Raw genomic sequence first — 13,809 nt, forward strand, 5'->3', positions numbered from 1 at the left:
TTTGCTAGGTAAAACGTTTTATCTTATTTTTACCTAACAGGGGTACACTTCACTTTTGCACGCTTTTTCGCCAGGAGCCGCCGGTTATGCCAGCACCTAAAAAACAAAAAATAACGCTCTGGGAGTTTTTCCAGAGCCTGGGCAAGACATTCATGCTGCCCGTCGCCTTACTGTCGTTCTGCGGCATCATGTTGGGGATCGGCAGTTCGCTGAGCAGTCGCGACGTCATCACCCTGCTGCCGTTTATCGGCCATCCTGCCTTCCAGTTGGTGTTCACCTGGATGAGCAAGATTGGCTCGTTCGCCTTTAGCTTCCTGCCGGTGATGTTCGCCATCGCCATTCCGCTGGGCATGGCGCGCGAAAACAAGGGCGTTGCCGCGTTCTCCGGCTTTGTCGGTTTTGCGGTGCTGAACCTGGCCACCAACTTCTATCTGACCACCGCCGGCATTTTGCCCACCACCGATCCGCTGGTGCTGAAAGCCAATAACATCCAGAACATCCTCGGCATTCAATCAATCGATACCGGCATTCTGGGTGCGGTGATCGTCGGCATTATCGTTTACCTGCTGCATGAGCGTTTTAATACCATTCGCCTGCCGGATGCGCTGGCGTTCTTTGGTGGCACCCGCTTCGTGCCGATCATCACTACCCTGGTGCTGGGCCTGTGTGGCCTGGTGATCCCGCTGATCTGGCCGTGGTTTGCCGCCGGTATCAACGGGTTGGGCTGGGTGATTAACGGTGCCGGCGCCTTTGGGCCAATGATTTTCGGCACCGGCGAACGTCTGCTGTTGCCGTTCGGTCTGCACCATATTCTGGTAGCACTGATCCGCTTTACCGAAGCGGGCGGCACGCTGGACGTTTGTGGCCACAGCGTCAGCGGGGCACTGACCATCTTCCAGGCGCAGCTCTCCTGCCCAACCACCACCGGCTTTGCCGAAAGCGCCACCCGCTTCCTGTCGCAGGGTAAAATGCCGGCCTTCCTCGGCGGCCTGCCGGGTGCGGCATTGGCGATGTATCACTGCGCCAAACCGGAAAACCGCCATAAGATTAAGGGCCTGCTGATCTCCGGCGTGGTGGCCTGCGTGGTCGGCGGCACCACCGAACCGATTGAGTTCCTGTTCCTGTTCGTCGCGCCGTTCCTGTATTTCATTCACGCCATCCTGACCGGGCTGGGCTTCACCGTGATGGCGCTGCTGGGCGTGACCATCGGCAACACCGACGGCAACATCATCGACTTCGTGGTGTTCGGCATCCTGCACGGCACCGCCACCAAGTGGTATCTGGTGCCTATCGTTGCCGCCATCTGGTTTGCAGCCTACTACGCCATTTTCCGCTTCTCCATCCAGCGGTTTAACATCAAAACGCCGGGCCGCGAAAGCGAGACGCCAGCCAGCCAGAGCGCCCCTGTCGGTGCCGTCGGCAAATCCGGCTATAACGTGCCGGCGATTTTGGCGGCGCTGGGCGGCAGCGAGAACATAGTTTCACTGGATAACTGCATCACTCGCCTGCGTCTGTCGGTCGATGATATGAGCAAGGTGGACGATGCCGCGCTGAAGGCCAACCGCGCGATTGGCGTGGTGCACCTTAACGAGCATAACCTGCAGGTGGTGATCGGCCCGCAGGTGCAATCGGTGAAAGATGAATTAGACTCACTGATAGCGGCAGCACTTCCTGCTGCGGCCTTGCAGGGAGCCTCTCATGTTTGATTTTTCTGCCCCGGTCGATCGGCACGGCACCTGGTGCACACAGTGGGATTACATCGCTGATCGTTTCGGTCGCGACGACCTGTTGCCGTTCACCATTTCCGATATGGATTTCGCCACCGCCCCCTGCATTATCGAGGCGCTGCAACAGCGCCTGCAGCATGGCGTGCTGGGTTACAGCCGCTGGCAGCATGAGGATTTTCTCGGCGCGGTACGCCATTGGTATCAGCAACGCTTCACGGCCCCCATCGACACCGACATGGCGGTGTATGGCCCGTCGGTGATTTACATGGTGGCGCAACTGATTCGCCTCTGGTCGGCCCCGGGTGAATACGTAGTCACCCATACGCCGGCCTATGACGCCTTTTATAAGGTGATCCTCGGCAATCAGCGCCAACTGCTGGCCTGCCCGCTGCAAAAGGACGGCAACGACTGGCAGTGCGATATGGCCCATCTGGAGGCCCTGCTGGCGCGGCCACAAACCAAAATTCTGCTGCTGTGCAGCCCGCAGAACCCGACCGGCAAGGTATGGCGCCCGGAAGAATTGCAACAGATGGCCGAGCTGTGCGAACGTCACGACGTGCGGGTGATCAGTGATGAGATCCATATGGATATGGTCTGGGGAGAACACCGCCATACGCCGTGGAGCCAGGTCGCGACCACACCCTGGGCACTGCTGACCTCCGGCTCTAAAACCTTCAATATCCCGGCGTTGACCGGTGCCTACGGATTTATCAGCGAAGACGCCAGCCGCGAGGCCTACTTTCAGCAGTTGAAAGCGCGCGACGGATTATCTTCTCCGGCGGTATTGGCGGTGGCGGCGCATATTGCCGCCTATCGCCACGGCGAACCCTGGCTGGATGCGCTGCGCGATTACCTGCAGGACAATCTGACTTACGTCGCCGAACGGCTAAATCAGGCGTTCCCTGCACTGGCCTGGCAGCCGCCGCAGTCCACCTATCTGGCCTGGATCGATCTGCGTCCGCTGGGCATTGACGATCGCCAGTTACAGCAGGTGCTGATCGAGCGCGAGAAGGTCGCGATTATGCCCGGTTTCACCTACGGCGAAGAAGGCCGAGGCTTCCTGCGGCTGAATGTAGGCTGCCCACGCAGCAAGGTCGAAGCCGGTATGGACAAGTTGATCCGTGGACTGAAGTTTGTATTGGACGAGGTGTGATCCGACCGGTCGAGAGGCAGGCAAAAGCCTGCCTTGGTTTGATGACAAACAGCCGAAAAATAGGATTTTCGGAGGTTTGGGTTTGAATAAATCGCCCCCTTAAATGACGTATTAAATACGTGGCTATTCACTCTCGCCACGTATTTATTATGCGCTATTCTCCGCACATCGGATAAAAATGCGAGAGTTATCACATTTCATTAAAGTTATTTCTTCTCGCCCCTGCGTTTGCCACGATTGACGCCTCTCTGCCGCAACTTATATCTAACTTTTTGATTATTAATAAATAGCAGAAAAACTTTGGCTTGAGCGTCAAAATACAAATGAGATCCCCATCGCAAAACCAACCTTCACTTTGAGCCTGTCAAGGCTAACGGAAGAAATATTTGTGATTGTTTTGTGATATCGCCTGCAAATTTTACCGATGCCAAAAATGACAATGAGCTCCACGGAACTTGCTGGAGATGGGCATATGAAGATTGGCGTAGTAATAAGCGGTGGCGATGTAACGGGGATCAATAACTTTATATTCCAGGTCGCAAGACTGGCGCAGGCTGATATTATTCTGTTTAACGGCGGCATCCCCGGATTATTGGCTAATCAGCATCATCCTATTGCCCAGCGCGACTTGGTTGATTTCTCCATTTCATCGATGCCGATCATCTCTTCCGGCCGCACGGCCAAAAAACTGGGCGCCGGGGAATATGAAACCATTAGCAAACAGCTTAAGGCTTTGCACATAGAGGCGCTTATTATGGCCGGCGGCGACGGGTCGCTGCAGTTTTTAAATACGCTCAGCGAGTTTGGCGTTAACTGTTTTGGCGTGGGCATGACTATCGACAATGACGTTTTCGGCAGTCATTACAGCATTGGTTTTTCCACCGCCTGCGAACAGGTGGTGAAAGAAGTGTCCAAACTGAGAAACACCGGGCGCGCCCTGCCCGGACGCGTGTTTATGATTGAGCTGCTGGGCGGCTACTGCGGGGAGCTGACGCTGCAATCGGCGATCAAAGCCAATGCGGATTTTGCCCTGATCCCGGAATGCCAATATGCGTTAAATCAGCTGGCTGAAAAAATAATTCAACGGCTGGAGCAGCAAAATAGCGTCATTATTTTGTGCTCCGAGGGATATACCAAAGAGTATTCGCCCGGTTTTCAGGGCGCCATTGACACCATGATTAAACAACTGGAACCCAAAATTGGCGTACGCATCCGTAAAACTATTATGGGTTACGGTCTGCGTAATGGTGACCCCACCGGTGAAGAGATCTACCAGGGCACTATTATGGCCAGCGAAGTGGTTCGTTGTATTCATTCCGGAATGAAAAACAAGGCAATCATTATTAATGCCGGAAACCAACCCATTCCTATTGATCTGATCAGTATGCAAAAACGTTTAATTGATATCGAAGGACACCATTACAAACTCGCCAGGCAATTAAATATAATCTGAGGAGATACCCATGCTTAAAATACTGTGCGTATGTGGCTGTGGCCTCGGCTCCAGCTTTGCCATCGAAATGAGCGCAAGAGCGGTGCTGAAGAAATTAGAGATTGAGGCAGATATTGATCACACCACTATCTCTGAGGCCAGCGCTTTTAAATCAGATATTATTCTCACTCAAAAAACCTTCGCCGATATTTTAAATGCCGATGCCAGCGAAGAAGAAAAAAAGCGGGTAATTATTCTGCACCGACTCACCGATAAAGCGGAGATTGAGCAGAAGATTGTGGCCTTCCTGAAAGAGCGCGACATGAAGGAAGCCCACCATGAATAGCCTGATTGACTTTATCGTCAAAGACCTGTTGGGCCAGGCTTCTATCCTGGTCGCCTTTATCGCCATGCTGGGGCTATTACTGCAGAAGAAATCCACCGGCAAAGTGGCCGAAGGCACCTTCAAAACCCTGCTGGGCTTTCTGATCATGATGGCCGGCATCAACATTATTGTCGGCGCCCTGACCTACCTGAACAGTATCTTCACCCACGGCTTTGGCATGACCGGCTATATCACCGACGTCGCCGCCATTGCCGGCCTGGCCAACCGCGAGTTGGGATCAGAGGTCGCGCTGACCCTGATGGTGATTTTCGCGGTGAATATCATCATTGCGCGCATTACCCCGTTCAAATACATCTTCCTGACTGGGCAGGCATTGCTGTGGATGGCCACCATAGGCGCAGTGATCGGCTACAAGGCCGGTCTCACCGGCATGCCGCTGATTTTGACCGGTGGCATCTTTGGCGGCGTGATGGCGGTGTTGATGCCGGCGCTGGCACAGCCGGTGGTGCGCAAAATCACCGGTTCGGACGATGTGGCTTTGGGGCACTTCTGCACCATCGGCTATCTGGTGCAGGCCGCCGTTGCCAAGGTGGTCGGTAAGGGCTCCCGCTCAACCGAGGATCTGGAGTTGCCCGATAACTTCAAGTTCCTGCAGGACACCTACCTGTCGATGGCGGTGGTGATGATCCCGATGTACCTGATCCCGGCGCTGGCAGCCGGTCCAGAGTACATCGCCCAGTACGCCGGCGGCATGAACTACCTGATGTACTCCTTTATGCAGGCCATCCAGTTTGTCGCCGGCGTATTTATCCTCTACAGCGGCGTGCGCCTGCTGCTCAATGAGCTGGTGCCCGCCTTCCGTGGCATCGCCCTGCGCATCGTGCCGGACGCCAAACCGGCGCTGGACTGCCCGGTGCTGTTCCCCTACGCCCCCAACGCAGTGATCGTCGGTTTTCTGGCCACCACCCTCGGCTCAATCATCGGCATGATCGTTTTCCCGATGTTCGGTCTGGCGATGATCCTGCCCGGCCTGCTGACCAACTTCTTTGCCGGCGGCACCGCAGGCATCTTCGGCAATGCGCTTGGCGGTCGACGCGGCGCCATGATTGGCGGCGTGGTTCACGGTCTGTTTATCACTTTCCTGCCGGCCATTCTGGTGCCGATGCTGGAAAGCTACGGCTTTGTCGGCGTGACCTTCAGCGACTCCGACGTCATCAGCAGTGGGCTGGTGATGGGGCATGCTTTCCAGGGCAACTGGCTGTTCATCGCCCTGTTCATCGTCTTCGTCACGCTGATTGCGTGGTTTGTTAACGGTAAATCAACCAAGCACCATGAGGAAAAAGTCCATGAAACTCTATAATTTCAACGAGCTGTTGTCCGTGGCCAAGGCCCGCGATTTCAAGGCGATAGGATCGTTTAATCTCCACTGTCTGGAGATGCTGCCGGCCTTTTTCAAAGCGGCCAAAGCGATGCACAGCCCGCTGATGATCCAGATTTCGACCGGCACCGCCGAGTATCTGGGCTACCCGTTGCTGGTTGATTCGGTACGATCGCTGGCGCAAAGCGAGGATGTGCCCACCTGCCTGCACCTGGATCACTGCTCTGACATTGCCGCCATCGAGACGGCGATTAACGCCGGTTTCAGTTCGGTAATGTATGACGGTTCGCATCTGGAAATGGACGAGAATATTGCCAACACCCGCCGGGTGATCGACATTGCTCGCCAGCGCAACGTGTCGGTGGAGGCCGAGTTGGGGGCCATTGGCGGCTCGGAGGACGGCAAGGCCGTGGCCGAAGAAGACATCTGCTTTACCACGGTGGAGGATGCCAAACGCTTTGTCGATGAAACCGGGGTCGATATGCTGGCGGTTTCGGTGGGCACTGTCCACGGGCTGTACACCGGCAAGGCGCATATCCAGCACCAGCGCCTGGCGGAAATCACCGCAGCCACCCGTACCCCGCTGGTGCTGCACGGCGGCACCGGCGTCAGCGATGAAGACATGCGGCGTGCGGTAGCCGGTGGCATCGAGAAAGTGAACGTCGGTACCGAGATGAACGTGCAATGGGTCGATCGCTGCAAGCAGACGTTTGAAAAGGGCAAGGTCAATGACAGCGTGCGGAAATTCCTGATCCCCGCCAATAATGCCGTCACCCAGGTATTAACGGAAAAGATCGGCTTATTTAAATAATCATTGCCCCGATTTCATTTTTATAAAAACCCACAACCCTGGTGCCCCGGCGCCCGTCGGGGCTGGAAACTGCATGCTTAATTTCTGGAGACGGACATGTTTAATTTTATGAAGCGTCAGCGGGAAACAGCGGCTGCACCCTGCCTGCAAGATGATGAAGCCCATGAAATAGCAGCCGAAATTGAAATGTTGGAACAGCAACTGGCCGCAACACCGGCGGCGGGTGAAATTCATAAAGCCTTGATGCTGGCTTATAATCGTGCGTTAAAGATTTATGCCAAAAATAAAAACCATCGCCACCATATCGATGCCGTTTTTATTAAAATGGATGAACTGCGCAATATTATCAGGAAGTCACTTTGAGGGAACATGATGACCATTAAACAACTGCTGGTAGAAGCCGGAGCGATACAGGTCGGCGTCCAGGAAAGCGACTGGAAAAAGGTGATTGAGTTGGCGGCGCAGCCGCTGGTCGATAACGGCTATATTCACGCATCCTATTATCAGGCGGTGATCAGCAATACGCTGGCCCATGGTGCGTATTACGTGTTCGACGAAGGTATTGCTATCCCCCACGCCCGGCCGGAGTGTGGCGTGATCAAAAACTGTTTCAGTATGGTGCTGTTGGAGCAGCCTATCGCCTTTCAGGACAGTGAAAAGGCCGACATCGTGATCCTGTTCGGGGCGACCGACAGCAACCGTCATATTGAAGAAGGCATTCGCGCCATTGTGGAGTTGCTGGATAACAAACAGCGGCTCGACCGGCTGCGCGCCGCAAAACTCTGGCAAGAGGTGGTGGAAATATTATGACTTTGACAACCGATACCGGCGGTAAAACCGTTATTTTGGTCAATGGCGTCCCGGCTTCCGGGAAGAGCACCGTCGCCCGCGCGCTGGCACACCATTTTGCCCTGCCTTATCTCTCCCTCGACGGGATCAAAGAGCCATTCATGGCACGGCTGGACAACATGGACCGCGAGCTAAACCGGCGGCTTGGTTACGCCGCGTACCAGGCCATCTGGTCAATGGTGGCACAGGCACCGCAACCTTGTATCTATGTTATCGACGCCTGGTTTGGCTTTCAGCCCAGAGATCAGTTGCGCCAATACCTGCACGAGGCGGGGGTGACGCAGGTGCTGGAGGTGTGGAACCAGATATCCGGTGAACTGGCCGCCGAGCGCTATGCCGCTCGTACCGGCCAGCGGCCCCAGGGCCACCCCGGCACGGAATATTTGCCCGAACTGCGGGCGCTGGCCGCCCGCGCGATGCCGATGGCCCTGGGCCCGGTACTGCGTATTGAGCAGGCGCAGCCGCTGGATATCGGCCGGGTCAATCACTGGCTGGCGCAGCACGGCGTCGGCGATAACAATGAGGAACGCATCAGCAAATTGAGGGTGGGCTGAGGCCTTTTAGCGGCATGAGCGCGGGAGCGTTTCTCTCCCGCCTGAGGACAAAAAAGCCGCGACCACTCCGCTTAATGTGATTCTCATCACTTTTTCATGCAACACAATGGCAATTTTCATCATTTTGTTTTTATACTGATCTGCACTTTACCTACAACAAAATAACGAGTGCACATCATGATTGACTCCCGCCTCCCCTTGACCGACATCCACCGTCACCTCGACGGCAATATCCGTGCGCAAACCATTCTCGATCTGGGCCGTCAGTTTAACCTTAGCCTGCCGGCTGATGAGTTGGAGGCCCTGCGCCCGCACGTGCAAATCACCCATGCCGAACCGGATCTGATCAGCTTTCTGCAAAAGCTGGACTGGGGCGTGGCGGTGCTGGGCGATTTGGACGCCTGCCGCCGGGTAGCCTACGAGAACGTCGAGGATGCGGCCAACGCCGGTCTGCACTATGCCGAGCTGCGTTTCTCGCCGTATTACATGGCGATGAAGCATCAGTTACCGGTGGCTGGGGTGGTGGAAGCCGTGATTGATGGCATTCGTTCCGGTTCCCGCGATTTGGGCATCGATGTGCGTTTGATCGGTATCATGAGCCGCACCTTTGGCGAGGCAGCCTGTTTGCAAGAGTTGGAAGGCCTGCTGGCGCACCGCGACGGCATCACCGCGCTGGACCTGGCCGGTGACGAACTGGGCTTCCCCGGCAGCCTGTTCCTCAGCCACTTCAACCGCGCCCGTGACGCCGGTCTGCGCATCACCGTGCACGCAGGGGAAGCCGCCGGCCCGGAAAGCATCTGGCAGGCGATCCGCGAACTGGGTGCCGAGCGTATCGGCCACGGGGTGAAAGCGATTGAGGATCCGGCGCTGATGGACTTCCTGGCAGAACACGGCATCGGCATCGAATCCTGCCTGACGTCCAACATTCAGACCAGCACCGTGCCTTCTCTGGCGCAACATCCGCTGGCGAAGTTCCTGCGTCATGGCGTGATGGCGTCGATCAACACCGACGATCCGGCGGTTCAGGGTATCGAAATTGAGCACGAATACCGCGTGGCAGCACCTCAAGCCGGGCTGACACCGGCGGAGATCCGCACCGCTCAGGAGAACGGCCTGAAAATGGCGTTCCTCAGCGAGCAGGAAAAACAGGCGCTGCGCGATAAAGTTCGCGGCTGATTGCATTGAAAATGGGCGCGATTTAGCGCCCATTGACGTTGTCTTGAAGGCCGAGATACCCGGGCCTAGCGCACCGAGGGGCACTCCGGCAGCTAAAGCTGCTACGACCCCTTCGGCACGCTCTCCCTAATAACGAGTTACTCAGTTCACTGGAAACAATAATACTGCGCCCATTTTTTATTTCGCCGTCAGCACTTCTGCGCGCTGTTTGGCGGTTTTGCGCGCATAGCGCTGGGCCAGCACGGCACACACCATTAGCTGCACCTGATGGAAAATCATCAGCGGCAGCACCATGGCGCCGACCGCCGCCGCCGGGAACAGCACGTTGGCCATCGGAATGCCGTTCGCCAGGCTCTTTTTCGAGCCGCAGAACACGATGGTGATCTCATCCGCGGTATTGAACCCCAGCCAACGCGCCGCATAGGTGTTGATAATCAGCACCACCGTCAGCAACACCAGCGACATCACCAGGATAGTCAACAGCGACCAGCCGTCGATCTTGTGCCAAATGCCTTCCACTACCGCAGCGCTAAAGGCGGTATACACCACCAGCAAAATCGATGAACGGTCAGTTAGATTGATCAGCTTACGGTGACGGTCGACCCATTTACCGATTAACGGTCGCGCCAGATGCCCCACCACAAACGGCACCATCAGTTTCAAAATGATTGAGCCAATAGCGTGCAACACATCGGTATTACCGCCCTGAGTATGCATCAACGCCCCCACCAGCAACGGCGAGAGGAAAACGCCGAGAATGCTGGATGCCGAAGCGCTGCACACCGCAGCGGCCACGTTACCGCCCGCTGCCGAAGTGAAGGCAATTGCCGACTGAACGGTCGCTGGCAGTGCGCACAGATACAGGAAGCCCATGTAGACCGTCGGCGTCATCAAACCCGGCACCATCAGGTTCATCGCCAGCCCCAGCAACGGGAACAGCGCGAAGGTACTGAGAAACACCACCAAATGCAGCTTCCAGTGGCCCATACCGGCGATGATCGCCTCACGCGACAGTTTGGCGCCGTGCATAAAGAACAACAGCGCGATGGCGGCGGTAGTCAGACGATCAAAAAAGGTTTTCCATACCCCTTCACAGGGGAAAACCGAGGCGACGATCACCACCAGAATCAATACCAGCAAAAATTTATCAATACGCAGACGCTGCAACCAGGACATGGATCAGGATCCCTCGAGGAGTAAAGTCAGACGGGTTCGGCAACCGAACCCTGAGAATAAAGCGCGGCGATCAGGTTACCGGCAACGCCTTTTGTTGTTTTGCGGATTCAATGCCCAGCTCGATCATTTCCATCACTTTGATGGCGTCACTGGCCGTCACCGGGTTTTCACCCTCGCCGTTAATCGCATCGCGAACCGCCGCGTAATAGGCCGGATAATTGCCGGGAATGCTCAGCAGCGGCTTCTCCGCCAGCACGCCATCGCGTGACAACGTCACCACACCGTCACGCATGTCGTAACCCCAGTCCGCCTGCGGCAAACGCTCGCCTGCTTTCAGCCGGTCCTCCTGCGGATCCAGCCCAAACTTGATAAAGCTGCCCTGAGTGCCATGCACGATATAACGCGCGGTTTCCGCCGCCGCCAGCACCGTGCCGTGCAATACCACACGGCGCTGGCCGTAGTTCAACACCGCATGGAAATAGTCCACCGATTGTGCGCCCGGACGCAGTTCGCCGAGATCGACAAACAGCGTTTCCGGCTTGCCGAACAACTGCAATGCCTGATCGATCAGGTGCGGGCCCAAATCGTACCAGATACCGCTACCGGCACCGCCCAGTTCACGCCAGCGCTGACGCACTTCAGGACGGAAACGATCGAAATGGGACTCGAAATAAACCACTTCGCCGAGCGCGCCTTCTTTCAGCAGCGCCTTGAGCGTCAGAAAGTCGCTGTCCCAGCGGCGGTTGTGGAACACCGACAGCAGTTTGCCGCTCTGCTGCGCCTGCTGTTCCAACTGCTGCGCCTGTGACAACGTCACGGTAAACGGCTTGTCCACCACCACGTGCTTGCCCGCCGCCATCGCCTGCTGGGCCAGTGGAAAATGGGTATCGTTGGGAGTAGGAATGACAATCAGATCGATAGAGGGGTCGTTAAACAGCGCCTGCGGATCGCTGACCACCGTCATCGACGGCCAGTCTGCGTGCACTTTTCCGGCATCGCTGCTGGAAACGGCCGCCAGCTCTACGCCAGGGGTGCCGACAATCAGCGGCGCATGAAAGGTCTTGCTGGCATAGCCGTAACCGACCAGCCCAACCCGAATTTTTTCTGCCATGGTGTTTCCTCTTACTGGCTCGCAATAGACCCATCAGATTTGACACCATGACGCTGGCGGGAACAAGAAGTAAATTTAATGTTAATTTGTGGCCACAGCGTAAGGCGCCTCACGCTGGTTTCTGGCTGGATAGTTAATCTCCAGGCTGCGGCGACGAAAGTCGCTCGGGCTGACCCCCACCCGTTTGCGGAACACGCGGGAAAAATAGAGTTGATCGTCATAACCCACCACCCGGCCAATAGTGGCGATCGACTCCTGCGTGGTTTGCAACAGCAGCTTGGCGCGGATCACCCGTTGATCTTCGCGCCAGCGCAGGATGTTGATGCCCACCTGCTCGCGGAACAGGTGCGCCAACCGCGAGGGTGACAGGCAGACGTGGCGCGCCACTTCGTCAATACGCAGCTCGCCGGCCAGGTTGCCGGTGATAAACTGGCAGGCTTCTATCACCCGGGGATCCATGATTTTCTGCGGGCTGAGCGGATCTTCTTCCATCGCACGCAGCAGCAAACGCTCCAGCAGGTTCATCCCCAGCTCTTCGGCAAAACGCCGGCCTGAACGTTGGGTTTGTTCGATATTGGCGAACAACCGGTCGAACTCCAGCAGCAGGTTATTGTTCGGCAACGTCAAACGCCCGACCTCATGGGTCTTGCTGTGCCACTCCAGCCAGTCGGCCCAGTAAGCGCGCGGCCGGAAATAGACCCAGCGGTGATACCAGCAGTCGCTGTCCGGTGAACGGCCATAGTAATGCGCCGCCTTGGGAGGAAACAGCAGCAGATCGCCAGGATTGCAGTAAAGGGTGTCTTCGCCGTCAAACACCTTGCCCTGGCCCTTGATGGTCAGGTTGAGAATATAGCCCTTCATGCCGCCGGGGCGATCGATAAAGAAATCCAGCGGGCCGTCCGCCATGATCGGCGTCAGCCCCGCCACCAGATAAGCGTTAAAGGTGTAACCCGGCAACAGCGGGTTCGGCTGCGGTTCCTGTGCCATGCGATGATACATCGGTCCTCCCGGCAATCTTATAGATTAGATACCCATCCTAGCTTAGCGGCCAGGCAGATAACTGCCTGAACCGATAACAGAACTGTGAACGGCGTTGCCGATTTCTTATATCCGGCGTTTGGCCTGCTGTTTGTAACGGTCGAAAATCACCGCCGCCAGCAAGATCACGCCGCGTACCACATACTGCGAGAACGGTGAGATGTTCAGCAGGTTCATGGCGTTCTCCACCGTACCCAAGATCAAAATGCCGGCGATGACGTAGGAGATTTTGCCAATGCCGCCTTTCAACGACACCCCACCCAGCACGCAGGCGGAGATCACGATCAGCTCATAGCCGATCGACGTCATCGGCTGGCCGCTGGTCATGCGCGACGCCAGAATGATGCCGGCGGCGGCGGAAACCAGCCCGGACAGCATAAAGATCACAATTTTGGTGCGTACCACCGGCACCCCGGCCAGCCTGGCCGCCTCTTCATTGCCGCCGATCGCCAGCGTATTGCGGCCAAAGGTGGTTTTATTGAGCAGGAAACCGAACAGGATCAGACAGGCGACGGTGATCCAGATTGGCGCAGGCAGCCCCAGCCAGTTGGCGTAGCCCAGCGTAAAGAAGCGCTCGTCTTCAATGCCCACCGCTTTACCGTCGGAAATGATGTAGGCCAGCCCGCGGAAAATCTGCATGGTGGCCAGGGTGGTGATCAGCGCATTGATTTTCAGCCGGGCGATAACAAAACCGTTAATCAGCCCGGAGACCATCCCCAGCAGCAGACCGGCACCGACGCCGATCCACAGGCTTTCGGTCATATTGATCACCACCGCCGTGGTGACTCCGGCGCAGGCGATGACCGACGCGACCGACAGGTCAAAGTCGCCGGACGCCAGGCAAAACAGCATGCCGCAGGCCACCATACCGGACATGGAGATCGCCAATCCCAGGCCTTTCATGTTGATAAAGGAGCCGAAATTGGGCACAAACAGCACGCAGGCGATAAACAGCACCGCGAACACCACCAGCATGCCGTAGCTGTCCCAGATCCGCGCCAGCCCCTGGCCGCTGCGGTTTTTCACAGAATGGGTCGTTATGGTCGACATCTCTTTCT

14 protein-coding genes are annotated in these 13,809 nt (G+C 56.6%); 10 read left to right on the plus strand and 4 right to left on the minus strand.

The window, feature by feature from the left end:
* Positions 1-86: 86 nt before the first annotated feature.
* The 10 genes from malX to add all read left to right on the plus strand — a co-directional run bounded on the left by malX (position 87) and on the right by add (position 9,426).
* Positions 87-1,706: a maltose/glucose-specific PTS transporter subunit IIBC gene (malX, locus tag ACGS9J_RS16330; protein ID WP_442231912.1), complete on the plus strand. Its 1,620-nt coding sequence runs from the start codon at positions 87-89 to the stop codon at positions 1,704-1,706.
* On the plus strand, positions 1,699-2,880 hold the full coding sequence (locus tag ACGS9J_RS16335; protein ID WP_442231913.1) for a MalY/PatB family protein: 1,182 nt from the start codon (positions 1,699-1,701) through the stop codon (positions 2,878-2,880). Before malX ends, ACGS9J_RS16335 begins: the two co-directional genes overlap by 8 nt.
* A gap of 472 nt (positions 2,881-3,352) precedes the next feature.
* A complete protein-coding gene (locus ACGS9J_RS16340; RefSeq protein ID WP_442231914.1) occupies positions 3,353-4,333 on the plus strand; it encodes a 6-phosphofructokinase in 981 nt (326 codons plus the stop codon).
* A 10-nt stretch (positions 4,334-4,343) separates the two neighbouring features.
* On the plus strand, positions 4,344-4,658 hold the full coding sequence (locus tag ACGS9J_RS16345; protein ID WP_012144987.1) for a PTS sugar transporter subunit IIB: 315 nt from the start codon (positions 4,344-4,346) through the stop codon (positions 4,656-4,658).
* Entirely contained in the window at positions 4,651-6,018 is a 1,368-nt protein-coding gene (locus tag ACGS9J_RS16350; RefSeq protein WP_442231915.1) for a PTS sugar transporter subunit IIC, read from the plus strand. Before ACGS9J_RS16345 ends, ACGS9J_RS16350 begins: the two co-directional genes overlap by 8 nt.
* Positions 6,005-6,847: a class II fructose-bisphosphate aldolase gene (locus ACGS9J_RS16355; protein ID WP_442231916.1), complete on the plus strand. Its 843-nt coding sequence runs from the start codon at positions 6,005-6,007 to the stop codon at positions 6,845-6,847. Before ACGS9J_RS16350 ends, ACGS9J_RS16355 begins: the two co-directional genes overlap by 14 nt.
* Before the next feature lie 96 nt (positions 6,848-6,943).
* Positions 6,944-7,210, plus strand: a complete 267-nt coding sequence (locus ACGS9J_RS16360) for a hypothetical protein (RefSeq protein ID WP_442231917.1) — start codon at positions 6,944-6,946, stop codon at positions 7,208-7,210.
* A 9-nt stretch (positions 7,211-7,219) separates the two neighbouring features.
* Positions 7,220-7,657 (plus strand): PTS sugar transporter subunit IIA, encoded by a 438-nt coding sequence (locus ACGS9J_RS16365; protein ID WP_442231987.1) that lies wholly within the window; start codon positions 7,220-7,222, stop codon positions 7,655-7,657.
* Positions 7,654-8,250 (plus strand): AAA family ATPase, encoded by a 597-nt coding sequence (locus ACGS9J_RS16370; RefSeq protein ID WP_442231918.1) that lies wholly within the window; start codon positions 7,654-7,656, stop codon positions 8,248-8,250. The genes ACGS9J_RS16365 and ACGS9J_RS16370 overlap by 4 nt, the downstream gene beginning before the upstream one ends.
* A 177-nt stretch (positions 8,251-8,427) precedes the next feature.
* Positions 8,428-9,426 (plus strand): adenosine deaminase, encoded by a 999-nt coding sequence (gene add, locus ACGS9J_RS16375; RefSeq protein ID WP_442231919.1) that lies wholly within the window; start codon positions 8,428-8,430, stop codon positions 9,424-9,426.
* A 177-nt stretch (positions 9,427-9,603) separates the two neighbouring features.
* On the opposite strand, the gene ACGS9J_RS16380 is transcribed toward add, so the two are convergent.
* The 4 genes from ACGS9J_RS16380 to araH form a co-directional block, all read right to left on the minus strand.
* Positions 9,604-10,602 (minus strand): bile acid:sodium symporter family protein, encoded by a 999-nt coding sequence (locus ACGS9J_RS16380; RefSeq protein ID WP_442231920.1) that lies wholly within the window; start codon positions 10,600-10,602, stop codon positions 9,604-9,606.
* Between the two features lie 70 nt (positions 10,603-10,672).
* Positions 10,673-11,713: an oxidoreductase gene (locus ACGS9J_RS16385; protein ID WP_442231921.1), complete on the minus strand. Its 1,041-nt coding sequence runs from the start codon at positions 11,711-11,713 to the stop codon at positions 10,673-10,675.
* Positions 11,714-11,794: 81 nt separating this feature from the next.
* A complete protein-coding gene (araC, locus tag ACGS9J_RS16390; RefSeq protein WP_442231922.1) occupies positions 11,795-12,712 on the minus strand; it encodes an arabinose operon transcriptional regulator AraC in 918 nt (305 codons plus the stop codon).
* 105 nt (positions 12,713-12,817) lie between these two features.
* Complete coding sequence (gene araH, locus ACGS9J_RS16395; RefSeq protein WP_442231923.1) at positions 12,818-13,801, minus strand: L-arabinose ABC transporter permease AraH; 984 nt, start codon at positions 13,799-13,801, stop codon at positions 12,818-12,820.
* Positions 13,802-13,809 lie beyond the last annotated feature (8 nt).

Source organism: Serratia quinivorans (assembly GCF_052113645.1).
Taxonomy (GTDB): domain Bacteria; phylum Pseudomonadota; class Gammaproteobacteria; order Enterobacterales; family Enterobacteriaceae; genus Serratia; species Serratia quinivorans_B.